This window comes from Microthrixaceae bacterium, from assembly GCA_023957975.1.
In the GTDB taxonomy this organism is placed as follows: Bacteria; Actinomycetota; Acidimicrobiia; order Acidimicrobiales; family Microtrichaceae; genus JAMLGM01.
Genome location: JAMLGM010000001.1, coordinates 391,485 through 415,932, shown reverse-complemented (window position 1 = coordinate 415,932; position 24,448 = coordinate 391,485). Strand labels below are relative to the sequence as shown.

Annotated in this window: 22 protein-coding genes; 6 read left to right on the top strand and 16 right to left on the bottom strand. The window is 65.2% G+C overall.

Translation table 11 applies throughout. The features are described 5' to 3' along the window. Positions 1-60: 60 nt before the first annotated feature. On the top strand, positions 61-900 hold the full coding sequence (locus M9952_02090; protein MCO5311711.1) for a PAC2 family protein: 840 nt from the start codon (positions 61-63) through the stop codon (positions 898-900). A gap of 31 nt (positions 901-931) precedes the next feature. Here the strand turns inward: M9952_02090 and M9952_02085 are convergent, their stop codons facing one another. The 6 genes from M9952_02085 to M9952_02060 form a co-directional block, all read right to left on the bottom strand. Continuing rightward, positions 932-3,238, bottom strand: coding sequence for a [protein-PII] uridylyltransferase (locus M9952_02085; protein ID MCO5311710.1), 2,307 nt, complete (start codon positions 3,236-3,238; stop codon positions 932-934). Positions 3,239-3,361: 123 nt separating this feature from the next. Then, on the bottom strand, positions 3,362-3,898 hold the full coding sequence (locus tag M9952_02080; GenBank protein ID MCO5311709.1) for a hypothetical protein: 537 nt from the start codon (positions 3,896-3,898) through the stop codon (positions 3,362-3,364). Between the two features lie 9 nt (positions 3,899-3,907). After that, a complete protein-coding gene (locus tag M9952_02075; GenBank protein MCO5311708.1) occupies positions 3,908-5,086 on the bottom strand; it encodes a DUF2220 family protein in 1,179 nt (392 codons plus the stop codon). Positions 5,087-5,160: 74 nt separating this feature from the next. Beyond that, the gene (locus M9952_02070; GenBank protein MCO5311707.1) at positions 5,161-8,547 is read right to left on the bottom strand and encodes a hypothetical protein; all 3,387 of its coding nucleotides are present in this window, start codon (positions 8,545-8,547) and stop codon (positions 5,161-5,163) included. Continuing rightward, entirely contained in the window at positions 8,544-9,191 is a 648-nt protein-coding gene (locus M9952_02065; protein MCO5311706.1) for a DUF4194 domain-containing protein, read from the bottom strand. Before M9952_02065 ends, M9952_02070 begins: the two co-directional genes overlap by 4 nt. Next, entirely contained in the window at positions 9,188-10,705 is a 1,518-nt protein-coding gene (locus M9952_02060; GenBank protein MCO5311705.1) for a DUF3375 domain-containing protein, read from the bottom strand. The genes M9952_02065 and M9952_02060 overlap by 4 nt, the downstream gene beginning before the upstream one ends. Positions 10,706-10,865: 160 nt before the next feature. Here M9952_02060 and M9952_02055 point away from each other — a divergent pair, with 160 nt between their 5' ends. Further along, positions 10,866-11,816: a DnaJ domain-containing protein gene (locus tag M9952_02055; protein MCO5311704.1), complete on the top strand. Its 951-nt coding sequence runs from the start codon at positions 10,866-10,868 to the stop codon at positions 11,814-11,816. 21 nt (positions 11,817-11,837) lie between these two features. On the opposite strand, the gene M9952_02050 is transcribed toward M9952_02055, so the two are convergent. Continuing rightward, the gene (locus M9952_02050) at positions 11,838-12,377 is read right to left on the bottom strand and encodes a DUF1269 domain-containing protein (protein ID MCO5311703.1); all 540 of its coding nucleotides are present in this window, start codon (positions 12,375-12,377) and stop codon (positions 11,838-11,840) included. Between the two features lie 83 nt (positions 12,378-12,460). Between M9952_02050 and M9952_02045 the strand changes: the two genes are divergently transcribed. Beyond that, positions 12,461-13,846, top strand: coding sequence for an ABC transporter substrate-binding protein (locus M9952_02045; GenBank protein MCO5311702.1), 1,386 nt, complete (start codon positions 12,461-12,463; stop codon positions 13,844-13,846). Here M9952_02045 and pdxH read toward each other — a convergent pair whose 3' ends face one another. Genes pdxH through M9952_02025 form a run of 4 tightly spaced genes read right to left on the bottom strand, consistent with a single transcriptional unit; the run spans position 13,847 to position 16,615 of the window. Then, positions 13,847-14,602: a pyridoxamine 5'-phosphate oxidase gene (pdxH, locus tag M9952_02040; protein MCO5311701.1), complete on the bottom strand. Its 756-nt coding sequence runs from the start codon at positions 14,600-14,602 to the stop codon at positions 13,847-13,849. It lies immediately after the preceding gene. After that, positions 14,599-15,894, bottom strand: coding sequence for a serine--tRNA ligase (serS, locus tag M9952_02035; protein MCO5311700.1), 1,296 nt, complete (start codon positions 15,892-15,894; stop codon positions 14,599-14,601). The genes pdxH and serS overlap by 4 nt, the downstream gene beginning before the upstream one ends. Before the next feature lie 41 nt (positions 15,895-15,935). After that, positions 15,936-16,244 carry a hypothetical protein gene (locus M9952_02030; protein MCO5311699.1) on the bottom strand — a complete coding sequence of 103 codons (309 nt, stop codon included), beginning with the start codon at positions 16,242-16,244 and terminating at the stop codon, positions 15,936-15,938. After that, complete coding sequence (locus M9952_02025; protein ID MCO5311698.1) at positions 16,241-16,615, bottom strand: hypothetical protein; 375 nt, start codon at positions 16,613-16,615, stop codon at positions 16,241-16,243. The genes M9952_02030 and M9952_02025 overlap by 4 nt, the downstream gene beginning before the upstream one ends. A 71-nt stretch (positions 16,616-16,686) precedes the next feature. On the opposite strand from M9952_02025, the gene M9952_02020 reads away from it, so the two are divergent. From M9952_02020 to M9952_02010, 3 genes are read left to right on the top strand one after another with little or no spacing between them, the layout of a single operon-like run. Then, complete coding sequence (locus M9952_02020; GenBank protein ID MCO5311697.1) at positions 16,687-17,340, top strand: HAD hydrolase-like protein; 654 nt, start codon at positions 16,687-16,689, stop codon at positions 17,338-17,340. A 10-nt stretch (positions 17,341-17,350) separates the two neighbouring features. Beyond that, positions 17,351-18,328, top strand: coding sequence for an ABC transporter ATP-binding protein (locus M9952_02015; GenBank protein ID MCO5311696.1), 978 nt, complete (start codon positions 17,351-17,353; stop codon positions 18,326-18,328). Next, entirely contained in the window at positions 18,325-19,047 is a 723-nt protein-coding gene (locus tag M9952_02010) for an ABC transporter permease (protein MCO5311695.1), read from the top strand. The genes M9952_02015 and M9952_02010 overlap by 4 nt, the downstream gene beginning before the upstream one ends. 157 nt (positions 19,048-19,204) lie before the next feature. Here the strand turns inward: M9952_02010 and M9952_02005 are convergent, their stop codons facing one another. From M9952_02005 to M9952_01985, 5 genes are read right to left on the bottom strand one after another with little or no spacing between them, the layout of a single operon-like run. Further along, positions 19,205-19,633, bottom strand: a complete 429-nt coding sequence (locus tag M9952_02005) for a cytochrome C oxidase subunit IV family protein (GenBank protein MCO5311694.1) — start codon at positions 19,631-19,633, stop codon at positions 19,205-19,207. A gap of 10 nt (positions 19,634-19,643) precedes the next feature. Next, entirely contained in the window at positions 19,644-20,294 is a 651-nt protein-coding gene (locus M9952_02000; protein ID MCO5311693.1) for a heme-copper oxidase subunit III, read from the bottom strand. Next, positions 20,287-22,350, bottom strand: a complete 2,064-nt coding sequence (gene ctaD / locus M9952_01995) for a cytochrome c oxidase subunit I (GenBank protein ID MCO5311692.1) — start codon at positions 22,348-22,350, stop codon at positions 20,287-20,289. Before ctaD ends, M9952_02000 begins: the two co-directional genes overlap by 8 nt. A 9-nt stretch (positions 22,351-22,359) precedes the next feature. Continuing rightward, on the bottom strand, positions 22,360-23,556 hold the full coding sequence (coxB, locus tag M9952_01990; GenBank protein ID MCO5311691.1) for a cytochrome c oxidase subunit II: 1,197 nt from the start codon (positions 23,554-23,556) through the stop codon (positions 22,360-22,362). An 8-nt stretch (positions 23,557-23,564) separates the two neighbouring features. Then, positions 23,565-24,437, bottom strand: coding sequence for a hypothetical protein (locus M9952_01985; GenBank protein MCO5311690.1), 873 nt, complete (start codon positions 24,435-24,437; stop codon positions 23,565-23,567). Positions 24,438-24,448 lie beyond the last annotated feature (11 nt).

Genomic DNA, 24,448 nt, shown 5'->3' with positions numbered 1-24,448 from the left:
GGGATCGCGTTTCGGTTCCAGACGGAGGGAACTGACGTGTTCGTCGATAGCGTTTTGTGGGTGACCTATCTTCGATGGCTCGACCGACCGGCGGTCAAAGAACCGATCGTCATCGCATCGTTCGAGGGTTGGAACGACGCCGGTGAGGCCGCATCACAGACCGTTCGTCTGTTGGAGCGCTGGCTCGACGCGACCCCCTTCGTCGACATCGACCCCGAGGAGTTCTTCGACTTCACCGTCGTTCGGCCCCACATCGGAAGCGATGGGGACGGTATTCGGCGCATCGACTGGCCCGAGAACGTCTTTCGTGTGGCGACGCCCGAAGGTTCACCGCCGATCGTGCTGCTGTGTGGAATCGAACCCCAGCTTCGTTGGCGAGCGTTTTCGCACTGCGTGCTCGAAGTGGCACAACACCTCGACGCCCGACTCGTGTTGACGCTCGGAAGCCTCCTCGCGGAGGTTCCCCACACTCGCCCCTCTCAGGTCTTCGGGGCCGCCGGCAACGTCGAGGTGTCGCGGATTCTCGACTACGAGCCGTCCCGGTATGAGGGGCCCACCGGAATCTCAGGCGTGCTTCACGAACTGTGCGCAACACGTGGCACCCACAGCGCGTCGTTGTGGGCGACGGTACCCAGTTACGTTCCGTCGGCCCCGTCACCCAAGGCGACCCGAGCCCTCGCGGTCGAGGTCAGCCGAATTCTGGGGATCGACCTTCCCATCGAAGAACTCGACGACGACGTCGAGGACTATGACCGCCAGATCACCGACATGGTGTCCGAGGACGACGACACGGTCACCTATGTCGCCCATCTCGAAGAGCGTTACGACCGCGAAGCGCTCGCCGGACACAGCGCCGACGCATTGGTCAGCGAGGTCGAGGCGTTCCTACGCGACCAGTAGTAGCGACCGGCATCGGCGTTCGCCGCCCGGCTCAGGCATCGGGGCGACGCAGTTCGAACAGCAGCGCCGACTTGATCTCGACGAGGTCATCGTCGTCGATGGGCAGGTCGTCGCGACCGCGGACATAGAACGTGTCGACCACATCGCCGCCGAGGGTGGCGATCTTGGCTCGGACGATGTCGACATCGAGATCCGACAGCACGCGCGTCAGCTGGTGCAGGAGACCGATTCGGTCCCGCCCGATGACCTCGACCACGGTGGCGCCATCCGACGCCTCCCCTCGCACGACACGGACCTTCGGCTCCAGGGTCCCAACGGTTCGAACGGCACGGCGGTAGCTGCGTCGGCGTTCTGCTAGGCGCGCCTCGAGTGCGAATCTCGAGCGCAACGCCCGGTCGATGTCGCGGGCAACCTTCGCCCACGGAATCTCCGAAGCGAATGTCGACTCGACGACAAACTCCTCGACGGCCCAGCCGTCGTCGGACTGCACCGTCGCCTCGAGAACATCCAGTCCGTTGAGCGCGAGCACCCCGGTGATGCGGCTGAACACTCCGGGACGGTCGATGCACACGATGGTGACCCGATTCCCGTCCGCCTCGACCACCGGCTCGGCGTTCGGGTCGCGCCCTTCGATGAGGCGCCGCCGATCGGCGCTCAGCGTCGCCGCTCCGGTCACGTCCTCGACTGCGCCCCCGCCGAGCACGTGACCGACCTTTCGCACCAGCTCGGCGACGAGACCGGCCTTCCACGGGCTCCAGGCGGTGGATCCGGTCGCCAACGAGTCCGCGGTGGTCAGGGCTTCGAGGAGGCCGAGGCGTTGCACCGTCTCGACTCGCGCGGCGACGGACAGAATCGTCAGCGGATCATCGAGGTCTCGACGCGTCGCGACGTCCGCGAGCAGCAGGTGATGTTCGATCAGCACCTCGACGGTTCGCACGTCGGCTTCGGAGAGCCCCATGCGACGCAAGGCCGGTCTGGCAACCTGCACCCCGACGACGCTGTGATCGCCCGGGTACCCCTTGCCAATGTCGTGAAAGAGCGCCGCCAACAACAGCAGGTCACCGCGATCGACCCGATCGAAGAAGTCCGCGGCCATGGCGACGCATTCCCACGAATGCCGATCGACCGCGAACCGGTGATAGGCGTTTCGCTGCGATCGACATCGCAACGGTGCCCACTCGGGGATCAGCGCAACCCAACTGTCGACGAGGTCGAGCGACTCGATCGCCTCGATCGCTGCTGGTCCGCACGCCAACAACTCGACGAACCGCCGCCGCAGCTCATCCGGCCACGGCTCCTCGGCTGCGGCCGCCGTACTGATCCGCTCGAGAGCTCCGCGGTGGATTCTGGCGCCGTGTCGCGCCGCTGCAAGCGCGACGAGCAGTGGTTCGATGGCATCGACGCTGCTCGGCGCGTCCGGCGCCACGACCACGAACCCACCATCGAGCTCGTAGGGGCCCTCCAGCGACGGTGATCGCCGCGGTCGGAGCCTCGAGCTGGGGCGCAGCCAGCCTTGCAGGCGACTGCAGGCGTCATCGGCCGCCCATGCGATGCGGCGGGCACTGCCCGCAAGCTCCGACATCAACTCCATCGCGTCGGCGAACCCAAGGCGCGACGCAACCTCCGCCTGATCGTCGAGCCGGATCACGTCGCCGGGCCGGTTGCTCAGACGGTGCAGTTCGACGCGTACCGCCAACACCAGGTCGTAGTCCTCGGCCAGGTCGTCGGCCGAGGCGATGTCCAGGCCCTGGTCCGCAGCCTCGATCCAGCTCAGCAGGTGGACGTCGCGCAGGCCGCCCCGACCCTCCTTCAAGTCCGGTTCGAGCGCGTTGGCGACACTGCTCGCATCAGCGTGACGACGAGTGGTCGTGTCGACGAGCTCCCCGAAGGCCCGTTTGGCGCGACGCTTCCACTCGACGAGGTGGGCCTCGACGAGCGCCGCGGTCAATGACGCGTCGCCCGCGAGATGGCGCGCACTCAACAGCCCGGTAGCCGTCGCCAGGTCGGTCGCGGCGAGTTGCAGGGTTTCCGCCGGGGTCCGCACCGCATGTCCGACCTTCATCTTCGCGTCCCACAGCGGATACCACAGCGACTGAGCGGTGGAGCCGTCGAGCGAACCATCGTGTAACAACAGCAGGTCGAGGTCGCTGAACGGCGACAGCTCCCCGCGCCCTTGCCCGCCGGTCGCGACGAGCGCCACCCCATCGCCGAGACCGACCAGATCTTCGTAGAGCGAGCACAGCCATCGTTCGACGACGGCGGTGTAGTCGGTCGTAAAGGCCCGGCCCAACAGGTCGCTGCGTTGAAGCAGGGCGGCGAGTTCGGTTTCCACCTTCATGGGCAGGCGCCTCCGTCGGATCCTCGGGTGGGTCGAACCTACCGCCGACGCATCCCCGTCCTGCCTACGGATGGTGAACGCAGCGTGAACAGATCGCGCGCCGAATGGGTCGGGTGGCCCCGCCTACGGGGCTTGGCGCCGAGCCCGCTTGTGCAGGAACGCCTTGGCTGCTCCCCACGCCATACCGGCGTCGAGCACCTCCTCGCCGAAGTCAGCCCATGAGCCCGGCGCAACGCCAAAGAGGTCATCGGGATTCACCCGTTCTTCGAACGGATCGCGCTGCACCGGAATTGCTCCGGCCTCGCTCAGCACCGCCGTCGGGTAGCGGTGCGCGCCCCGAAGGATCGCGAGCGGCGTCGTCGACTGCTCGTCGACCGGAACGGCGAGCAGTTCGGTGAGATGCTTGTGCACGTCGGTAGCCGCCTCGTCGGCCGCGCCCCGCGCCGCGTCGAGAACCGCCGCCGCACGAGTGGCGTCGAGGCCGGAGATCCGTTCGGCGACCACGTCGAGTACCCACCGATGCACGCCGACGGTGGCCACGGCGATGAGGCGGTCGGACAACTCGCGCATCGCAGCAAGGTCGGTGTCAAACGGCGCCGTGTTGCCGTTGGGGTTGGCGTGGTCGGGCTCTGCCGGCCTGTCGGACGAGGGTTGGCTCACAGCTCTTTGCTAGTCGATGTCGCCGCGCCGTAGCTCGCTGAGCGCTGCCCTCACGTGGGAGAACCGGATCCGCTCCTGTTCAAGCCGCAGCGATGCGCCATAGCGGTCCTCCACCAGATCACGGTAGGTCGCCGACTCCTCCGCGGTGAGGTGGGTGAGCATGGCTGGCTTTGCCTTCGCGTCGTTCACCACATGGGCAAGATGCGAGCTGAGTGTGGCGCGATCCATCAACATGGACTCGACGTTGCCGACCCGCTGGCGAACGGCGTCCAGGATGGCGAAACCCGCGAGGTCGAGGTCCCCCCAGTAGAGCACCCGTCGTTCGGCCAGCCAGGCGATATCGCCGAGTTGGGTTGCCCCAAAGCCTCCGCCGAAGATGACGATCGACCGTGGGACCGGGGGAAACGCGAGGTACGTCGCCTGGTTCTCGACGATGAAGACCTGCTCCACCGACAGCGGCATCGCCGCGAGTTCGTCGGTTCGCAAGGTGAGCTCGCTGATTCCATCCGGCAGTTCCTCGACCTCGTCGAGCAACCGAAACCTCACGTAGCGAGGTGGCCGACGAAATCCGTACCGCGCAACGAACTCGGATTCGATGGGGTTGACCCGTTCGGGGGGCAACACCACATCGAGCAACGACCCGATGATCGCACCGTGGGCGGTGATGAACTTGGTGTCGATCCCGTATTGCGCTCCCGCTCCCCCGACATCGACATGGCGCAGGTCGAGCCCCGAGACATCGGTCGCCGCGATCCACTGAGTGACCGCGATGATTCCCGGCCACCACGGTTGCGATCCGAGTGCCGGGTGTGGGTGTTGAGCGACCCACCGCGCCGCCTCGTCGCCGAGCGCCGCTCCGGTCGCCGCCACCAACTGCTCGGCCTGTTGCAGTTCGCGACGCACGCCGAGCGCGGCAATGAGTTGGTCGATCGAATCGAACCACACGGCGACCGGAATCTCGTTCTCCCCGATCGATCGGGTCTTCATCGTTCGAGTCTCGACCCGGCCGTGAGGCGCGGCCGCCGAATGCACCGCATCGGCCCAATCGATGACCTCACTGAAATGCTGAGACAGGTCGGCTGCCTTCGGACCGCCGAGCGAAACCCTCACCGGCTCAAAGGGTTCGCCCAGCAGCGCTTCACGGAGGTACCGGCCACGCTGCCACCGGGCGTTCAGGGTTGCGACCACATCCCGGTACGTCTTCCAGCGCGGCCTCGGCCCGGATCCACCGCTCGCGGATGCCGGGTTCACCTCGCGCGGCCTCACGCCTGCCCGGCGGATTCACGGCGGCGATGGTGTTCGCTCATCGTCATCTGCACCAGTTGGGAGTTGTTCTCCTCGGGATTGACGACGTAGCCGACCGTCGACACGAACGGTTCGATCACGCGGATCTTCTGCAACGGCGTCACGATGAGCAACTGCAGGCCGAGTGTGCGAAAGAGCCGGAGGCCGAACCGGGTTGACTCATCGGAGCCGCGGCCGAACGCCTCGTCGATCGCCACGAAGCGAAACGATCCGGCACCCGCGGTCGAACCGTGACTGAACTGGTACGCGAGCGAGGCCGCCAGCACGGTGTAGGCGAGCTTTTCCTTCTGGCCGCCGGACTTACCGGAGGAGTCCGCGTAGTTCTCGTATTCGGTGTCGTCGCTTCGCCATCGCTCCGATGCCGAAAACACGAACCAGTTGCGAACGTCGGTCACCCGCTTCGTCCAAGCCCGGTCCTGGTCGGTCGATCCCTCCCGGCCGACGAAACGATCGATCAACGCCTTCACCTGTAAGAAGCGGTGCTCGGAGTAGTCGTCGTCGCCAGGGTTCGTGGTACGGCTCGTCACGGCCCGCAGCTCGTCGCGAAAGCCGCGGATTTCGGTGTTCGGTGTCGCTTCGGGCAGTAGCCGGATGAAACGCCCGGGGTTGTAATCGATCTCGTGGAGCGACCCGTTGATCGTGTCGATGTGGCGGCGAATGTCGCGCTGACGGCCTTCGAGGTCGGCCGAAAGCTGCGCGATCTCCTTGATCGTGTTCTCGCGCAACGAGGTCCGGAATTCCGCCTCGAAACGAGGTAGGTCGTCGGTGCGCACGCGTTCGTACATCTCGCGGTATTCCGGCCCCGCGGCCACCGACGCGTCGAGTTCCGCAGTCTCGCGTTGGAAGCGTGCTCGGAAACCGGCCATGGCCCGCTCGGCCTGACGCTCTGCACCATGTGCACGCTCGGTCGCGCGGTGCTGGGCACTTCGAAGGCCCTCCGTTGCACCGCTGCGGGCGCTGTCGATTCCGTCGAGTTGCAGCGCGCCTCGACGATGCTCGATGCTGAGGTGTTCCTCGAGTTCATCGAAGTACCCGCGGGCCACCTCGGCTTCGACAAGACCCAAGAGCTGCTGCAGATCGTTGCGCTGGGCCTCGGTCCGCTCGGCCTCTCCGGTCACCCGTCCGATCTCGGTTTTCACCGAGTCGCGTTCGGTTGATTCCTCGACGATCTTGGCCACGACGGCGTCGAGTTGTGCGGTCAGTCCCTGCAGCTCGACCGACGCTGCCCGCAGCGTTTCGTGTTCGCCCGACAGGTCCTCCACCTGCTTGGTGAGGGACTCGACGTCGAGGCTGACCCAATCGTCCACACGGGCGAGATCGATCAACGTGGTGCCCATCGAGATCAGGCGTCGTTGGTCGGCCTGCGCGACGTCGAGCAGGCGCCGCGACTCGGCGTGGTTGCCGATGAGTGTCTCGCGCTCAGCCCGCAGGGCCTCGACCTTTGCCCGGTTGTCCCAGCCGAGTACGTATCGCGACCGGTCGTCGATACGGCTGCGGTCGTCCTTTTCGTGACGGTCCTTCGATTTGATCTGACCCGCCGGGGTGATCGCTCGATCGAGGGTTGAAAACGTCGAGGTGTCGGGGACGCAGAGGTAGTCGGCTCGATGGGTGAGCTCGCGCCTGATGAACTCCGCGAACGGGGTATCGGGCCGGATGTTCACCATGTCCATGAGCAAGGGATACGCAGCGTGACGATTCGGGTCTCCGGCCGGCGCGACCCGCTCGGGCACCCGGTAGTAGACGATGCGGCCTCGAAGGTGGTGCGAATCGATCCACGCCGCAACCTCGCGATACCGCTCGTTGGGAACGAGCAGCGACAGTGCGAAGCTGTGAAGCACCCGCTCCGCCGCGCCCTCCCAGCGGTCGTATTGGTCGTCGATCGCCATCAATTCCCCGGCGAACACCAACTCGTCAGGGGTGAGTCGAAGGTCGCCGATCAGCCGCTCCCGAAGCTCGAGGCTGCGCGACGGGATATTCGACCGCCGTTTCGCGAGGCTGTCGAGTTCGTTGGTGATTTCGTCGATCGCGACGCGCTCGTCCCGGTCGCGAACCGTCAATTCCCCGATCTTGTTGTCGACATCCACACGCTCGGCCTCGACCGAGCGTTCGCGTTGGCCGAGCTGGCTTCGGCGCTCGATGAACTGCGCTTCGTCGCCAACCGGTTCGAGCCCAACCGCTTCCAGCTTGCGGTTGTGTTCGTCCACCGCGTGTTGGCGTCGGGGAAGCTCGCCTCGCAGGCGTCGCAGTTCGCTCTCGATGAGGGCCAGCCGGTTGCCGCCGTTTCCGTCGATCTGAGCGTGCAGATGACGTTCGTCGGTGCGAAGTTGATCGAGGCGGGTCCCGATATCTGCGTCGAGACGTTGCAGCCGGTCGAGTTCACCCGCAAGCCGCTCCGCCTTGATTTCCAACAGCGAGTCGTGTGCCGTCGCGAAGTAGAACGGTGCCGTCTCGATGAGGCGACCCAACCGCTGCGCCGCTTCGCTGTGTTCGTCGTAGGCGTCGAGGTGCCCGACGAGCGGCACGAGCAATTCGAGCTGGTCTCGGGCGCGAACGACCGCGTCATGGGCCTTGGTGAGGTCGTCGAAGTGCGCGACGAGCGCATCGATCCGCTTCGACATATCGACGGGTTCCAACATGTGGGACCGCACGAACTCGTTCAGGTTGTCGACCGCCTTCATCGACACGGTCTGCAAGAACAGGTCGAGCGCCTGATCGGAGGTGATGCCAAGCCGCCGACGGAAACTGCGTCGGTATTCGTTGAACCCGTCGCTGACGTTCGCGCCGAGCGACTTGAGTTGCTTGCGGAGGTCGGCAAGCGAGTCGCCTGGGTTCGAGAAATGCTCGGTAATCGAAAGTTCGCCGTCGAAGACAACGAAGAACCGCTCGGGCTGGGAGGTGTCCTCACGTGCCCGAAACACCTGCGCGAGGGTGGTTGTGGTGGCGCGTTCGACGTCTCGAAACACCCCCAGGATCACCGAGAAGTGTTCGGGGCCGCGCAACCCGACCGGGCGGGAACCACCGGCCTCCTCGTTGCGTTCGGACTTGTAGAACCCCAACACATAGGAGCGGAGGTCTCGCTCTCGGGTCTCCGCCCCCGCAGCCTTGTTGTAGGAGATGCGCTGGGCGGGCACCAACAACGTGGTGACCGCATCGACCATCGTGGATTTCCCCGACCCGATGTCACCGGTCAGGAGCGCGTTGCGCCCACCCAGGTCGAGGGTCCACACCTTCTCGTGGAAGGTGCCCCAGTTGAAGATCTCTATTCGGTGCAACCGCGTTCCGGCACCCACCGCAGGGGCCTGCTCGTCATGGTCGGTGCCCGGCTCGACCTCGAACAGGCTCATGGCGCCTCCTGATCGGCCAGGCCGGCCTGTTCGACGTACTCCGCCAAGCGACGATCGAAGTCCGCAAGCCACTGCCCGTCGACGAACGCACGGATGATGCGACGCACCTCGTACGCGTCGTAGTCGCTGCGGAGCTTCTTGAGGAATCCCAGCTTCTCGACCGACGCGATGTGCTCATCGACCTTGCGGCGCAACTTGACGTCGTCGGAGCTGTCAGGGATGTAGGTACGCATCAGGTCGGTGATCTGGTCGCGGGTCAACATCAGCCGGGCGTCCGAACTCGTGGCGTCGAACTCAGCGAGTCGCTTGCGAAGCAACGCGATCAGAAGACTCACCTGAAAGGGCAGGCGATGCCGGTTGACGAGTCGAGGAAATTCGCCCTCGACTTCGTCTTCTCGGGCGCTGCGGAGGAACGCATAACCGTCGGATTCGTCGAGCACGAGCCGCAGTCCGAGCACCCCGACATAGTCGGCGACCCGGTGTTCGATCTTGATCAGGGCCGGCCACAGCTTCTGGTCGTGCTCGCGGGTGATCGGGCCTCGCATCAGCGCGATGGCGACGAGCGAGAGATCGTCGGGGGCGAGGTGCGCGCTGTGGGTGGCCTGGCCGCTTCGGCTCGATTCGCCTGGGCTTCGGGTCGTCACGACGGGCCTCCCGGGGTTCGTTTGAAGGTGACAGCGGGAAGATCGAGGACGCGCAGGACTACCTCGTCGACATCCTCGACATCCTCGGCATCCTCGACGTCGTCGGCGTCGGGCGCGACCCCATGGGGCCACGTGGACTCGGTCCAGCTGAGCTCGGTGCGATCCTGTTCGGAGATGTCGACGTCAAGCGACTCGTCGGCGAGGGTCAGGTACGCGATGACCTCGGCGAGTCCCTCGTCGAGCGGCGTTTCGTCGATCACCTGGTTCAAACCAACCTGCTCGCCCGCGCCGAGGCTGGCGAGCACCCGCTGGGTGAGCAACACGGTGTCGATGAACGGATGATCTGCGAGCAGCTTGGAATCGACATCGCCAGTGCCGATTTCGATCGTCGAGTTCTGCAGCGACGTGGTTCGCACCTTCTGGTAGAGGGGACGCTCCATCGGGAGGCGCAGCGAGACCCTGGTGTCGTCGACCTCGGTGTGGACATCGACCACAGCAACATCTCGCACCGCGAGAGCGTTGGCTTCGATCGAACGGAGCAGGTCGAACACCCGGCGGTTCTCCAACCAGACCTGGTCGTCGAGAAACCGTCGGAGTTGCTCGGAAAGCTGGCGGATCGTGGCCTGAGTTCGCTCGCTCGCATCGAGCCAATCACGCTGAATCCGTTCCAGCCTGGGGTCGAACTCGGGAATGTCGTCGAGGTCGCGAAGCCGAGCCAACAGATCGGCCAACTCCTGTTGACGTTCCCCCGACAGCAACAGGTCGTAGAACGCCGCGAAACTCCGGCCTTGATCTGAGTCGGCGATACCGCTGCGCGTCGACACGACATCGTCGAGCAATTCGCCTTTCGACCCGGTCCATCCGGCAATCTTGGCCCGAAGGTCTCGGTCGAGTTCCCGGAAGTTCTCCTCGACCTCGCGAAAATCGCCGAGCAGTTCGCGGGCCGTGCGGGAGAACTGCTGATAACGGTCACGCTGAACCACCGGGTCGTCCACGCCGAGTTCTCCCGCCTCGAGCTGGGCGATCGTGGCATCGATCTCATCGCGGCGCCGTCGCAGATCCGCGAGACGTTCAGACGAGTCCTCCGCGGCTCCATAGATCAGCTGACGCAAGAGCTCGACGACGATGCCAAGGCGCGACTCGGTTCCGACGAAGCTGCGAGATCGGAGGCCTTCGACCCACGCGACCGCCCTTTCCACCGACGGGGTGAGGTCATAGTGGGGTTCGTCGGCACCGGCGGGAACGTGGCGGCGCAACCAACCCCGTTCGGAGGCGGACCAATCGTCGAGGTAGGCCTTGGCCGATTTCGGAAACCGGCTTTCACCAATCCGCTGGTTGAGCGCATAGAGCTCGTCGTCGAGTTCGCTCAGCACCTTCGATGCCGGGAGGTTGGCCTGGTTGGCGTCGAGAAAGACCCGGCTCAAGAAACTGAGCACCAGCGCGACGTTGTCGGCGCGCAGCAGCGACCACGCGCCATGTCTGGCCTTCAGGTGTTCGATCTCGTCGAAATCCACGCGCACATGCTCCCATTCGACAGCCGCGACCGCCGATTCCAAGTTCCATGATGGCCGAACTTCGCCGAATCGGCGACCGTCGCGTCGAGCGAGTGGCCGCCGGACGATCCGCACGACCCTCCGCACCCAGCGACGGGCGTGGACCGCTACCGTGAACGCCATGGCGAGCAGCTATTACGACACGCTCGGGGTCTCCCGCAACGCCACCTCGGACGAGATCCAGAAGGCGTATCGCAAGCTCGCCCGCGTGTGGCATCCCGACGTCAACCAGTCGTCCGAGGCCGAGGACCGCTTCAAGGCGATCTCGGAGGCCTACGACGTCCTGTCCGACGCCGAGACCCGCAAACGCTACGACGCGTTCGGTGCCGACTTCCGCAAGGTGCCGCCCGGAACCGACCCGGCGGCGTGGGCCCGAGCGCAACGGGGCGCTACCACTGGCAACGGAGGCGGATTCGGCGGCGGCGGGTTCAGTGGAGGATTCGGGAGTGCGTTCGGAGGCGGAGGTGGCGGAGGAGGCGGCTTCGAGGACCTGCTCGGCGGGTTGTTCGGTCAGGGCCGTCGCAGCAGCGGCCCGCAACGCGGAGCCGACCAGGACGCAGAGATCATCCTGTCGCTCGAGGAGGCCTTCGGCGGGGGTGAGCGTCAGGTCACGATGAGCGGCCCGACAGGCGTCCGCAACATCACCGTGAAGATCCCCGTGGGAGTGACCGCGGGCCAAAAGATCCGGGTCCGCGGCGAGGGGGGACCGGGATCCGGCGGCGGACCCGCCGGCGACCTGTTGTTGAAGGTGAAGCTGGCACCGGATCCGACCTTCACCGTCGACGGACGGGACTTGTCGGTCACACTCGCGGTGAGCCCGTGGGAGGCGGCGCTCGGCGCCAAGGCCACGGTGCCCACGTTGAGCGGCCCCGCCCAGGTCAAGGTGCCCCCGGGGTCGTCGTCGGGCAAGCGACTGCGGTTACGCGGCCGCGGGCTGCCCAACCGGCGCGGCGACGACGGCGACCTGTATGCCGTCATCTCCATCGTCGTTCCCGAGTCACTCACCGACCGCGAGGCCGACCTGTTCGAACAGCTCGCTCAAGAGTCGCTGTTCAAGCCCCGCGGCGTGTAACCCCCCGGAGGACGACGCCGGTCAGTCGCTCGCGCTGTTGTCGTTGAGGGCCTGTTTCACCCGGTCGAGGGTTGCCGGCGGGAGGTTGGTGTAGACGAGCCGCGCTCCGCTGAATCGTTCGGCTTCAGCAACGAGGGCGTTGTTGTCGATATCGGTGGCGAGTAGGGCAACCGTCGTGGTGTTGGGTTGGACCACCTCCCGGAACCAATCCACCCACTCATCCGACAGGCCCAGGTCGACCACCTTGGCCGTCAAAGCGCCTGCCCCCGCTCCGACCGCCATGCCGGCGAGCCATCCGACCGGACCGCCAAGGACCACGCCGAACAGTCCGGCCCACAGTGCTCCCGACAACGCCGACTCGCCGATCTGAAGATCGGTCGTCTCACGCACGGTCGTCTTGCCCTGCTCGTCCTTGGTCACGATCACCGCGTCGATGATCCGCAGATAGCCACTCGCCGCCAACCGCGCCGTCGCCGTCAGGAACTCGGTCGCCCGAAACCCGTCCTCAAAGGAAAGTCCGACGAGGGTCTGGTCGAGCTGTGGCTGCGCGGTATCAGGCATCTCGCCAGTATTGCCGGTCGGCTGCCGCCAGCCAAAGACATCGCGAGCCGTGACACCACCCGGGCACCTCTAACATGACAGCGATGGTTGTGCGCACCACGTTTCGACGCCGCATCCGCCGAACCGTGGCGCTCCTCGGCGCGGCGGCCGTGATCGGCGGTTGCACGAACGCGAGCTTTGACGACACGATCGGCGATGCTCCAGCGCCAACATTTGTGACCCCGTCGACGAACGACGTGGCGACGGTCGACGACAGTCCGTTCGCCACGATGACCGGCATCGCCCGCTCGTGGAGCTCAAATCCCGACTTCAGCGGACGCCTGGCCGGAATCGATCCGACCGCCACCGATCAAGCGGCTGCAGCCTCTGCCTACGACGCCGTGATCATCGCTGCATTGGCCGCCGAAGAGGCGCGCAGTGACGCCCCGGGCCGTATCGCCAGCGCCATCCCCGGTATCACCGTCGGCGGCGAGCCGTGTCTCGGGTTCGCGAACTGTCGCGCGAAGATCCTCAAACGAACCGACATCGCGTACACGGGCTACTCCGGCTCGGCCGCGCTCGAACGCAACGGCATCCCGTTGGAGGGCGAGTTCGAGGTCGTGCGCATCTCCACCAACGGCGTGCCAACCGCTTCAGAGTCCGTCGGTGGGCAGCTGCGCAGCCCCGGAGAACTCGGCGAGTCCTCGGGTGCCGACCCCCGCTCAGGGCCATTGCCCGACGGCATCCTTCGCGTCGGGACCCTGCTGCCGACCGACCTCGACAGCCCCGGACTCACCACGGCCTCGCGCTCCGCTATGGCCGGGGTGCGTCTCGCGGTTGAGGAGATCAACGAGTACACGGTGGGTGGAGTCATCGGTTCAGACCTCGACCTCCTCGACGATGCCTCCGGCACCGGCACCCCCGACGACATCGCCCGAGGAGCGCAGGCCCTCGTCGATGCTGGCGCCGATGTCATCATCGGCGGCCTCGATTCGACGACCACGCAACGAGTGCTCGACGTGGTCCGACCGGCGGGCGTCGTCTTGATCTCGCCGCTGGATGGTGGCGCAGCCCAAACGGCCGGCGCCGACGGAAGGTTCTTCCGCACCACGCCGACCACCGAGTTGCAGGGCTGGGTCGTCGGACAACTTGCGTCGTTCGACGGACACACGGGCGTCGTCATCGTCGACGGTGCGAGCGACGACGAACGAGTCGTCGCCGACAACATGGCGATGGCGTTCACCAGTTTGGACGGGACCATCACGAGTCGCGTCGAGCTCACATCGGCCGGTCAGGCCGCCGCGGTGGCGGCGATCGTCGCAGCGGCCCAGCCGACCGCGATCCTGATCACCGCTGATGTCGACTCGACCGCGGCGTTCGCTCGCGCCATGCATGCCGACGGGTTCGGCCCGACCGAGATCGGCTGGTACGGCGCACCATGGCTCGTCACCGACGACGCCGCGGCGGTATTCAACTCGACCGGCGGCTGATCACGGCGCAAGCCGTTCGAGCACCCAGTCGCGCTCGCCATCAGACCCGCGCTCGCCATCAGACCCGCGCTCGCCCTCAGGCCCGACCCTGCGGTAGCGCAGTCGGTCGTGAAGGCGACTCGGCCGGCCCTGCCAGAACTCCACCACATCGGCCACGAGTTCGTACCCACCCCAATGCGGTGGTCTCGGGACGTTCTCGACATGTTCGAATCTCGCCTCGGCGTCGGCGACCATCGCCTCCAGTTCGGCACGCCCGGCGATGACCTCCGACTGCGGCGACGCCCACGCACCCACCTGGCTGCCGCGAGGACGGTCGGCGAAGTACGCGTCCGACGTCGCTGGGGGAACCGGCCGAGCCGTGCCCTCGATCCGCACCTGTCGTTGAAGCGGGATCCACAGCAACTGCGCCGCACAGTTCGGATGCGCCTCAAGGTCGTCGGCCTTCGCACTGCTGTAGTTCGTGTAGAACACCGGACCCTCGGCGCTCAGCTGTCGGAGCAGCACGGTGCGCGAGGTCAGCCTGCCGGTGCTCGACACCGTCGACAGGGTCATCGCCGTCGGTTCGGGGACCGCCGCCTGTTCGGCTTCGTCGATCCAGCGACGAAGCTGGTCGATCGGGTTGTCGGCCACCTCGGATTCGATCAGGACGCCGTGTTCGTAGGTCGACCGCTCGCCGACGAACGATCCCGTCGCCGATCCGTCTGAGCCTGCGGCATCGTCGGCGCCCACGACGCTCGCAGGATCGACACCACTCATGGGCGTACCGGCAACTCGATGCGTTCAAGACCTCGCATGTACGGGCGCAGAATCTCCGGGATGACCACGGTGCCGTCGGGCTGTCGATAGGTCTCGACGATGCCCGCCCACACCCGTGGCACGGCAAGCGCGGAGCCGTTCAAGGTGTGACACACCTCGGTTCCCTTGCCCTCGGCCAGCCGGTAGCGGATGTTGGCACGACGGGCCTGGTAGTCGCCGAACCACGACACCGAGGACACCTCCAACCAACGGTCGACACCCGGGGCGTACACCTCAAGATCGAACGTGCGACGAGAGGAATTGCCGAGGTCGCCCGCGCACAGGTCCAGCACCCGGTAGGCGAGGCCGAGATCTCGGATGAGCGACTCGGCGCGTTGGAGGATCTCTGCGTGGAGTTCCGCCGCCTGCGCCGCGGTTCCGAGCGCCAGAATCTCGACCTTGTCGAACTCGTGCACCCGCAGGAGCCCACGGGTGTCCTTGCCAGCGGACCCGGCTTCGCGCCGGAAGCACGACGTGTGCGCCATCAGCCGCATCGGCAATTCGGCCTCGGCGATGATTTCCCCACGGGCCAAGGAGGTCAGCGGCACCTCGGCGGTCGGGATGGCGTACAGATCGTCGCGCTCGAGGTGATAGGCGTCGTCGGCGAACTTCGGAAGGTGGCCGGTCGCCACCATCGTGTCGGTACGCACCAGCGTCGGCGGCCGCACCTCCTCGTAGAGGTCGGCGTTGCGGTCGAGCGCCAGCTGACAGAGCGCACGAACGAGTTGGGCACCAGCCTTGCGGTACATGACGAACATCGAGCCCGACATCTTCACGCCCCGCTCGACATCGAGGATCCCGAGTGCCTCACCGATGTCCCAGTGCGCCACCCGCTGGTGCTCGCCGTAGGCCGACTCCTCGAACTGCTCGATGCGCGCCACCACGTTGTCGTGCTCGGATCGACCCGCCGGGGCATCGTCGGACGGCAGGTTCGGAATGCGCAACAACAACTCGTGCAACTCCGCAGAGGCGACATCGGATCGCTGGTCGAGTTCCTTTTCGTGTTCACCGAGGGAGCGGGACTCGGCCTGCAACTCCGCAGCGAGTTCACGCTGTCCGTCGCGCATCAGTTGACCGACCTCGCTCGACAACGCGCGAATACGCGAACGCAATTCGTCACGCTCGGCGTTCACCCGCCGAACCTCGGCGTCGAGCGACACGACGGCGGCGATCGCCTCGGGATCCTCACCGCGACGCGCCAAGCCTTCGCTCACGGTTTCGAGGTCGTTGCGGAACAGTCTGATGTCCAACATTCCTGCAACGCTATCGCCGACCGGACCCAACCGAATCCCGGTTACTTCGCGAGTTCGACGATCCGGTCGTCGCTCACACACCTCCGCAGCGCTGCCTCGTTGATCCCGTCGGAAAGGCCGCCCGACTGAAGCGCCGCGAACGACCCGTCGTCTTCGAGCGTCGCGACCGCATCGGCCGCCAGACAGGTTGCCTCGGTGGGGCTCAACCCCGCCTGCTCGTACCCCGCCGACGCGAGGCCCACGAGCACCCGGCGCATCTCCGCTTCTGGCACCTGCGCAGCGTCTGCGCCAGAGGCCAGCTCCTGGGCACGTTCCAACGTCGTGCAACCCAGGAGTACTTGTGGGCTCATCGAGTCGGCACCAAAAGCGAGGCGACCGGCGTACGGTCGAACGCCTCCCCCATCGACGCGGTGACAGCGTCCGCAATGCAGGCGGACTCGCCGAGGTCGAAACCCATCGAACGCATCCCGATCGAGACCAAGTCGTGATTGAACGCAGCGCCCATCCGCAGATCGTTGGTCGACACTGAGGTGAGCTTCGCAAGCGCCACCTGCACCGGTGACTCCTCGGAGATTGCGACGGTGGCTGAAGTCGACACGTCGTCACTCGACCGCGCCGTCGAATCTCCAGCCGAGGTGCCATCGCCGCTACTGCATCCTCCGGCGACGGCCGCGAACAGCGCGGCCGCCACCAAGGGAACCATCCAGGAACGAACCTCCACCACCGGTACCCTACGCCAGGCGCGGTCGCCCATCGGCGCCACGGTCCCTCCAGCGGTTAGCTTCTGGACACGTGAACCACGACCCAGCGAACGATGCCGTCATCTTCGATGTCGACGGGACGTTGTGGGATTCCGCGCCGGGAATCCTCAGCTGCTTGGTCGAGACCTTCGAGTACTTCGACCTCGAAGTGCCCGGCGAAGATGCGCTGCGCGCCGCGCTCGGGCCGCCGCTGGACATGATGCTTCGCGACCTCGGCTTTCCGTCCGGTCAGATCGAGGCCGGTCGCCTCGAGTACCGACGCCGATACTTCGAGCACGGCGAGGCCGAGTGCGAGGTCTACGCCGGCATTGTTGAGCTGCTCGAACGACTCTCGGCGAATGGACGACCGATGGCCGTCGCCACCTCGAAGGGACGCGAAACCGCACACCGGATGTTGGAGGCGTTTGGACTCACCGAGTACTTCGACTCCATCCGAGCCGCCGATATGGCGACCGCCGCGCACGGCAAGGTACACCTCATCGCCGCAGCGCTCACCGACCTCAACACCCGTTCGGCGGTCATGGTCGGCGACCGGAACTTCGACATCGAGGGCGGCCTGTCCAACGGGCTCTACACCATCGGGGTGAATTGGGGATACGCCCCCACCGGCGAGCTCGAAGCTGCCGGCGCCCACGTCATCGTCGACACCGTCAGCCAACTCGCCTCGGTTCTCATCGACCGGTAGGTTCACACGCGTGTCCGCCATCGTCGTCGACCACCTCAGCGTCCGCTACGGCGACCTCGTGGCGGTACACGACATCGGATTCGTCGCCGAACCGGCCAGAATCACCGTCCTTCTCGGCCCAAACGGGGCGGGGAAGACCTCGACCATCGAATGTATCGAGGGCTATCGACGGCCGAGCGGCGGCACGATCCGAATCGGCAACATCGATCCCTTCACCGAACGCCGGGAGTTCGCCCGGCGGGTCGGCGTGATGTTGCAACACGGCGGAATCCAGCCCGCGGTTCGACCGATGGAGATCCTGCGCCTGTACGAGGCGCTCTACGACAATGCCCACTCCCCGGCGGACATGTTGGCGTTCGTCGGCCTGCAAGATCGGGCGAAGTCCCCGTGGCGATCACTATCCGGAGGAGAACAGCAGCGGTTGGCGCTTGCGCTCGCCGTGATCGGACGCCCACAGGTCGTCCTGCTCGACGAACCGACCGCCGGCGTCGACATCGCCGGCCGCAAGCTGATCCGCGACCTCATCGCCGACCTGGCGGCGCAGGGCGTCACCGTGTTGTTGACCACCCACGACCTTGCGGAGATCGAAGTCCTCGCGGACGACATCGTCATCATCGATCACGGACGGGTGGTCGCCGCCGGGTCCGCAAGCGATCTGCTGTCTGGAGCCGACGCACCGTCGTTTCGGTTCCGCGCCCAACCCGGACTCGACCTCGCCGCGCTCAGCGCTGTGCTCGGCGTTGCCGTCACCGACCTCGGCGAGGGCATGTACGACGTCGAAGCGTCCCCGACCCCGCCGCTCGTCGCGTCGTTGACGGGATGGCTCGCCGAACGTTCGATACTGCTCGGTGACCTTCAAGCCGGCCGCCAGGGGCTCGAACAGCTCTTCGTGCGCCTCACCTCCGAGACGGCGGGAGCCGACCGTCGCAGCGAGTCGGGGCGCCGCACACGGGCACAGCGACGCTCCCCGCGGACGGGACAGCGATGAGAGCGTTCACCGCCCAGCTCCGCCTCGAATTGATCCTCGCCTTCCGCAACGGCGAGCAGATCCTCGTCAACCTATTGATTCCGCTAGGACTGCTCGTCCTCATGGCAAACATCGACATCTTCGACGAGTCGACCGAACCGATTCAACGCCTCGGACCCACCATTTTGGCCCTCGCGGTCATGAGCTCCTCGCTCGTGAGTCTTGGGGTGGGAACCGGTTTCGAACGGTTCTACGGAGTGCTGAAGCGGCTCGGCGCCACGCCGCTCGGTCGCGGCCGGTGGGTCGCCGCCAAATTCGGATCGATCATGTGCATCGAACTCGTTCAATGGTGCGTCATCGTCGCCGTCGCCCTGGCGCTGGGGTGGTCCCCTCAAGCATCGGGGTGGTTGCCGGCGATCGCTGCCGCTGCGCTCGCCACGTCGGCGTTCGGCGGGCTTGCATTACTCCTCGCCGGCACCCTCAAGGGGCTCACCAACCTCGCCCTTTGTAACGCGCTCTACCTCGTCCTGCTCGTCACCGGCGGCATGGTCATCCCACTCGCAGAGATGCCGACCCCCATGGCGACGGCAGCCAAGGTCTTTCCGGCGGGCGCACTGTCACAGATCATGCTCGGGGCATTCCATCCGGCGGAATCGATCCCTTCGAACGCGTGGCTCGTCCTGATCGTCTGGGCCGTCGTGACCCCGCTGTTGGCGATTAGATTCTTCCGCTGGGAGTGATCGTCACCAGAACGCCCGCCCGCCCGTACGACGCGCAGAGCGGCACCTTCGCGGAAACGACGAAACCCGCCGCTCACCGTGCAGGTCATGCGCGGTGAGCGACGGGTTTGTCTCGAAGCGTTCTCGCCCCGGTCGGCCGACGAGCCCGCCCGGACGGTCAGTGACCGCCGGTGGTCTCGCGGATGATCGGCGGCGGATCGGTCGGAGGCGGGGGCAGGGGCCGCTGCATCGTTGGATCGTTGAAGGTGAACTCACCACCGAGGCCGGACTTCTCGAAGATTCGCATCGAGCCGAACACGCCCATGAACACCGCAATAGCGAGGATCGCCCCGAAATAGAAGAGCTGCCCGAGCAGATTGTGATCGTCACGGAGGTGCATGAAGATCTGCGCCACGAGAATGAACTTGATCGTCATCATGACGATCAGCGCTGCGGTCGTGATCCAACCGAGCCCCTCGGGCCACCATTCGGTCGAAACCTCAACGGCGGTCAGAATCGCCAACGCGACGAAGGTCTTCCAATACAGGCCGTCGCCGTGGTCGGCGTGGTCATCGTGATGGGCGTGTGTTGCGCCAACTGCAGACATACGTCCTCGCTTACTTGATCAGGTAGACGATGGTGAACACGAGAATCCACACCACGTCGACGAAGTGCCAGTACAGCCCGACGATTTCCACCGCCTCGGCCTTCGCATGCGGAATCCGGCCTCGAGCGGACATGGCGATCGTGATCAGCAACATCAAGATGCCGATCGTGACGTGGGCACCGTGAAAGCCGGTGAGGGTGTAGAACGCTGAAGCCGCAACGTTCGAGGTGTACCCCATGCCCTCTCGGACGAAGGTCGTGAACTCGTACACCTGGCCGCCGATGAACAGCGAGCCGAGCACTGCGGTCGTGCCGAGCCAGTAGCGCATGCGAGCCATCTCGTTGCGCTTCGCGGCGGCGACGGCGAAGACCATCGTCAGCGAGGACGCCAACAAGATGAACGAAGTGACCGACGTGAACCCGTTGGCGAACAGGTCTGACGGGCGGATGTCGCTTCCTGTGATCTCCCGGCCGCGAACCGACACGATGGAGCCGGGACGGTTCTTGTAGAGGAAGTAGGTGGAGATGAGGCCACCGAACATCAGGCATTCCGATCCCAGGAACACCCACATGCCCAGCTTCTCATTCGAGATCCCGGTATTGGTCGGCGGGTGGCCGTGATCGTCCACCGCCGCGACGGGCATGGTCAGTGCTTCACTCACCTGCGTTCTCCTCGCTGGCAGCGGCGCCACCGGCAACGCCGGCGCCTACGGTCTCAAGCTCACCGGCAACATCGGTGGCGGTGATGGCTTCACCATGATCGTCGTCGCCGTCGTCGTGAGCGTCGTGATGATCGTGTCCCGCATCGGGATCAGTCGACGGCTCGACGATCCATCCGGCGATACCGGCAACCGTCAGACCAGCGCCGAGAATCAGCCACCAATAGCTGAAGATCAGGCCGTAGGCGATGAACGGCAGACCGGCGGAAAGCACGATCGGCCAATACGACGGAGAGGGCAGATGGATGTCGTCGCCCGACACACGCTTCTGCACGATGTCGTCGGTCTCGGCGATGCGGACCATTCGACCCTGCTCGTCGTGACCGTACTTGCGATGCCAGAAATCATCGAGCTCGTGGACGACCGGGGTCTCCGAGAAGTTGTACTCAGGGGTCGGCGAAGGAGTGATCCACTCCAAGCTGCGGGAATCCCACGGGTCGGCTCCCGGATCGTATGGCTCGCGCTTCCACTTGCGATAGGACACCCAGCAGTTGACGAGGAACTGCACGAGGCCGATGGCGATCATGAACGCACCGATCGTCGCGACCAGGTTCCAGAAGTTGAACCCGTAGCCGTCGCTGTAGGTGAAATAGCGACGGCTCATGCCTTGGAGGCCGAGGATGTGCATCGGGCCGAAGGTCAGGTTGAACCCGACCAGCGTCATCCAGAAATGGGCTTTACCCATGCGCTCGTCGAGGAAGTGGCCGAAGATCTTCGGCCACCAGAAATACATGGCGCCGAAGAATCCGAGCAGCGCGCCGCCGAACAGCACGTAGTGGAAGTGGGCCACGATGTAGTAGGTGTCGGTCTGCTGGGTGTCGGCCGGGGCGAAGGCGTGCGTCACACCCGAGAGGCCGCCGATGGTGAACATCGACACCAACCCCATCGCGAACATCATCGCGGCCGTGAACCGGAGCCGGCCCCCATACATGGTGGCAACCCAGTTCAGTATCTTCACGCCGGTCGGCACGGCGATGAACATCGTCGACAGCGAGAACGCCATCACCGACATCGGACCCATTCCGGAGGCGAACATGTGGTGGGCCCACACGCCGAACCCCATGAACCCGATGGCGATGCCGGAAAACACCATGAACGAGTAGCCGAAGAGCGGCTTGCGGGAGAACACCGGGATGATCTCCGACACGATGCCGAAGGCCGGCATGACCATGATGTAGACCTCGGGGTGTCCGAAGATCCAGAACAGGTGCTGCCACAACATCGGATCGCCGCCCAGGGCGACATCGAAGAAGGTGGCGCCGAACGTGCGGTCGAACATCAGCAGGAACAACGCCACCGTGATCACCGGCAGCGAGAACAGCAACAGGAACTGCGTCACCAACGTCATCCACGTGAACAACGGAAGCTTGAACCACGTCATGCCCGGTGCACGCAGGTTGATCACCGTCACGATGAGGTTGATCGACGACACCAGCGAGGCGATACCGGTGATGATCAAACCAAAGACGTAGAAGTCGATGCCGTGGCTGGTGCTGAACAGCACACCCGAGTTCGGTGCGTAGTTGAACCAGCCACCGTCGGCGCCTCCGCCGAGGAACCACGACGAATTCAGGAACAGGCCACCAAAGAAGTAGAGCCAGAACGACAGCGCGTTCATTCGCGGGAAGGACACATCCCGGGCGCCGATCTGCAGTGGCAGGAGGTAGTTCGCAAACGCTGCGGCGAGTGGCATGACCACGAGGAACACCATCGTGACGCCATGCATCGTGTACACCTGGTTGTACAGGTCAGCACTCAACAACGCCTGGTTCGGTCGGGCGAGTTGAAGCCGGATCAACAAGGCTTCGCTGCCACCGATGACAAAGAAGAACATCGAGGCCATGCCGTACATGATGCCGATGCGCTTGTGATCGACCGACGTGAGCCACGACTTCCAACCGGTTTGCGCGGAGGTCGGTCGGGCGAAAATGCCCAGGGGGCGTGCGGCTGGCTGACCCGATTCGAGAGCCACCGGCGCCGGAGCTTCAATGATTGCCATATCGGTCTCCTACTTGAGCGTCGACAGGAACGCGACCAGCGACGAGATCTGATCTTCGGACAGTTGCAGGTTCGGCATGCCGCGGTTCGCGTCGGCTGCCATCGGCTTCAGCGCCCCGGGATCGCGCAACCAGTCGCCGAGGGTCGACGTGTCGACCTGGTCGGTGTAGTTGCCGTCGCTATCGGTGGTCCACAGCGAAAACAGGTTGCCCGCATAGCGATTACGGCTCATCAGGTGGGTGAGGTTCGGGGCATTGCCCGCCGTCAGTGGATGATCCTCACCGCGATAGTCCGCATCCGGGGTGCCGTCGGTCTCCTCGCCGCCTGCGTCGACGCCGTTGAGCTGATGACACGACGCACAGTTGGCGATGAACGTCTTGTAGCCGGTGAGCACCGCGTCATCGTCGGAATCGTCATCCGGCGTGGGATCGGCAGGGATGTTCGCGGGTTCGAGCTGGTCGGATTTCCACTGCTCCCAATCCGCTGAATCGAGTGCCTTGACCTCCATGCGCATATACGCGTGGCTCAGACCGCAGAACTCGGTGCAGGTCCCCTCGTAGAGGCCGGGGTCGTCGGCCTGCAACAGCCAGCGGTTCGTGCGGCCAGGAACGGCGTCGCGCTTTCCGTTGAGCGCCGGGATCCAGAACGAGTGGATCACGTCGTTGGACCGGATGTGCAAATCGACCAGCGTGTCCTCGGGAATCACCATCTGGTTGGCGGTGATGACGTCGACGGACCCATCGGCATCGAAGTCGTAGCGGTACTCCCACCACCACTGCTGACCGATGATTTCCACCGTGATCATGTTCGGATCGTTGCGTTCTTCCATCTTCCAGATCGTCTGGACGTTGAGAATCGCGAGGCCGGCGAGGATGACCGCGGGAGTGATGGTCCACGCCCATTCGAGCCGGTCCATGCCGTGGATCTGAGTGGGCTCGTCGACGCCGTCGACATCGTCGGGGCGACGGCGGTAGCGCACGATCAGGTAGATCATGAGTGCCTGGATCAGGACAAACACGACCCCCGCCACCGCGAAGACCGGCGTCGAGAGATCGTCGATCATCTGCGCCTGAGGCCCCTTGGGGTCGAGCGTGGTGAGCGGGTGATTCTCGCTGTCGCGCACGTATCCGCAGCTCGACAGGAACAACGCCGCGGAGGTGATAGCGCTGACCGACACCAACCTCGAAAGTCGGTGGGGCTTCGTCATTCGCTCAATCATGATGCTTCAGTCTCTCCCAAGGCAGAGGCCAACCGGTAATCCGTCGCGACGGCCGATGCATGGTCGCCGCTGTCGTGGTGCTCAACCGGCGAGTCGCCGCGGATCGCTCCGATCAGACCCAACACAATCACCACGAGAAATCCGACGATGACCGAGGTGACCACCGCAGTACGGCGCATCTGCGGGCGAGTTCCGATGATCACCGCTACCGCGAAGATCAGCGCCGCGATGATCGATGCCACGATGATCGCTTCGGTCTTGGTCGACGAGAGCAGAATCTTCGCGAAGGATCCGATCAGGACCGCCATGACCAGCAGGCCCCCGACGGGCAATTCGACGGGGTGCGCGAGCCGGGCACGGGCCACGGCGTTGATCTGCGGATCCGATGACACCCGTTCGGACCAGTCCTTCACGATCCACTCGACGCCGGCAATTCCGATGACCACGCAGCCGATTGCGAACAGCAACGGGTTGGAAGCCAAGCCGATCACCGCAACGGCAGCGCCACCCGCGGCCACGATCGGCCACGGGCTGAGATCGCCGGGGGCGACGACGGGGGGAGCCGTGTCGGTGCCAGCAAGCTGAGCGATGGCCTCGGCGTCGCCGTCGCGGAAGGCCAGGCATGCCCCAGCGGCAAAGAACGAACTGACTGCTGCGGCCATGAACAGGGTGTAGCCGACGTGTTCACCGACCCCGCCCTTGTAGCCGAAGCTGATCGGTCCGACCAACGCGTTCACCACGCCATCACCGGTGAGGGTGTCGACGACACCACCCGAATTGATGCCGTTGGTGATGACGCCGTACAGGATGGCCGCGAAATAGGCCGCTAAACCGAGGGCGAAGAAGACTCTGGAAGCACGTGTGATCATGTTCGACTCCG

Bases quoted from the DNA above. Each gene is read 5' to 3' on its own strand.
- M9952_02085 (MCO5311710.1), bottom strand. From the start codon at position 3,238: ATGAAGGTGGAAACCGAACTCGCCGCCCTGCTTCAACGCAGCGACCTG.
- M9952_02070 (MCO5311707.1), bottom strand. From the start codon at position 8,547: ATGAGCCTGTTCGAGGTCGAGCCGGGCACCGACCATGACGAGCAGGCC.
- M9952_02055 (MCO5311704.1), top strand. From the start codon at position 10,866: ATGGCGAGCAGCTATTACGACACGCTCGGGGTCTCCCGCAACGCCACC.
- M9952_02050 (MCO5311703.1), bottom strand. From the start codon at position 12,377: ATGCCTGATACCGCGCAGCCACAGCTCGACCAGACCCTCGTCGGACTT.
- M9952_02045 (MCO5311702.1), top strand. From the start codon at position 12,461: ATGGTTGTGCGCACCACGTTTCGACGCCGCATCCGCCGAACCGTGGCG.
- pdxH (MCO5311701.1), bottom strand. From the start codon at position 14,602: ATGAGTGGTGTCGATCCTGCGAGCGTCGTGGGCGCCGACGATGCCGCA.
- serS (MCO5311700.1), bottom strand. From the start codon at position 15,894: ATGTTGGACATCAGACTGTTCCGCAACGACCTCGAAACCGTGAGCGAA.
- M9952_02030 (MCO5311699.1), bottom strand. From the start codon at position 16,244: ATGAGCCCACAAGTACTCCTGGGTTGCACGACGTTGGAACGTGCCCAG.
- M9952_02010 (MCO5311695.1), top strand. From the start codon at position 18,325: ATGAGAGCGTTCACCGCCCAGCTCCGCCTCGAATTGATCCTCGCCTTC.
- M9952_02005 (MCO5311694.1), bottom strand. From the start codon at position 19,633: ATGTCTGCAGTTGGCGCAACACACGCCCATCACGATGACCACGCCGAC.
- ctaD (MCO5311692.1), bottom strand. From the start codon at position 22,350: ATGGCAATCATTGAAGCTCCGGCGCCGGTGGCTCTCGAATCGGGTCAG.
- coxB (MCO5311691.1), bottom strand. From the start codon at position 23,556: ATGACGAAGCCCCACCGACTTTCGAGGTTGGTGTCGGTCAGCGCTATC.
- M9952_01985 (MCO5311690.1), bottom strand. From the start codon at position 24,437: ATGATCACACGTGCTTCCAGAGTCTTCTTCGCCCTCGGTTTAGCGGCC.